2 protein-coding genes are annotated in these 1625 nt (G+C 34.4%); both read left to right on the forward strand.

Annotation, left to right across the window (positions count from 1 at the left end; translation table 11 throughout):
* The first annotated feature begins 1 nt into the window (after position 1).
* Positions 2-403, forward strand: coding sequence for an NfeD family protein (locus KI369_RS24570; RefSeq protein WP_238484954.1), 402 nt, complete (start codon positions 2-4; stop codon positions 401-403).
* A gap of 2 nt (positions 404-405) precedes the next feature.
* A complete protein-coding gene (locus tag KI369_RS24575; RefSeq protein ID WP_212957848.1) occupies positions 406-1377 on the forward strand; it encodes an SPFH domain-containing protein in 972 nt (323 codons plus the stop codon).
* Positions 1378-1625: the final 248 nt, after the last annotated feature.

Here is a 1625-nt window from a genome sequence, read left to right on the forward strand (position 1 = left end):
AATAGCTGGTATTTTATTTATTGCAGAAATGTTGTCGATTACGTTTTACATGCTTTGGCTTGGAATTGGTGCTGTTGTCGGAGGTCTAATTGCTTTATTCGCCCCTGAAGCACTACTGTTACAAGTTATTGCTGGTGCAATTGTAAGTTTAACATTGACTTTCTTTACGAAAAGAATTTCAAAAAACTTTCGAGAAGCAAAAGGTTTTACTGATACAGTAGATATGCTAGTTGGTAAAAAAGGGATAGTTATGCAAGCGATTACAAATGAAGTGAATGGTATTGTGAAGGTGGATGGAGATACTTGGACAGCTATTGCAGATGAGCCAATTGATGCTGGAGAAAAAGTTATTGTTATAAAGAGGAATAGTACTATATTACAAGTAAAAAAGGAGAGTGAATAAATATGGTAGTAGCATTAACATTAACGATCATTTTCGCACTAATTGTTGTTACATTTATCGCATTAACAATCAAAATTATTCCACAGCAAAAAGTTGGAGTCGTTGAAAGGTTTGGTAAGTTTCAACGTATTATGCAGCCAGGATTAAATTTATTAATACCAATTGTGGATCGCGTTCGTGTATATCATGACTTACGTATTCAACAAACGAATGTACCACCGCAGAAGGTTATTACGAAAGATAATGTACAAGTAGAAATTGATACAATTATTTTCTATCAAATTGTGGAACCGGAACTTGCGACATATGGTATTTCGAACTATGAATATGGTGTCCGTAACATTACTTCGGCAACGATGCGTCAAATCATTGGTAAAATGGAACTGGATGAAACGTTATCTGGTCGTGAAAAAATTTCAACAGAAATTCGCTTGGCACTTGATGAAGCAACAGAAAAATGGGGCGTTCGTATTGAACGTGTCGAAGTTGTTGATATTAATCCGCCGAAAGATGTGCAAGCATCAATGGAAAAGCAAATGAAAGCAGAACGTAATAAACGTGCGATCATTTTAGAAGCTGAAGCTGCAAAACAAGATAAAGTCCTTCGTGCTGAAGGCGAAAAGCAAAGTAAAATATTAATGGCTGAAGGTGATAAAGAAGCACGCATTCGAGAAGCCGAAGGTATTAAAGAAGCGAAAGAGTTAGAAGCAAAAGGGGAAGCGAGAGCGATTGAGGAAATTGCAAAAGCAGAACAAAATCGAATTGAATTGCTTCGTGCAGCAGATTTAGATGAGCGCGTACTTGCTTATAAATCATTTGAATCATTGATTGAAGTTGCGAAAGGGCCAGCAAATAAAGTCTTTATTCCGTCTAATGCAATTGAGACGCTTGGTACTCTCGGGGCAATTGGAGAAATCTTTAAAGAAAAACAAACGAAGAAACTACTTTCAAATGATACAGAAAAAGGACAATAAGAGTGAAAAAGAGAAATGGGATGCCATTTCTCTTTTTATTTTTGATTTGTGTAATAATAGTAGACAGTTTTTATCATTGCTTTGATGCAAAGAGTTGTAAGTAGTTTCCTAGCTATGTATAGGTAATATTTCTCGACGTTATTAAGTTTATTTCTATATTTCGCAGAAAGTAAAAATATTATAAATAAACGTTTTAAATATTAATGATTTGTAATATGTTTTAAATGTCTTATTCAATTTTATGTATA

The organism is Bacillus sanguinis, from assembly GCF_018332475.1.
Classification (GTDB): domain Bacteria; phylum Bacillota; class Bacilli; order Bacillales; family Bacillaceae_G; genus Bacillus_A; species Bacillus_A sanguinis.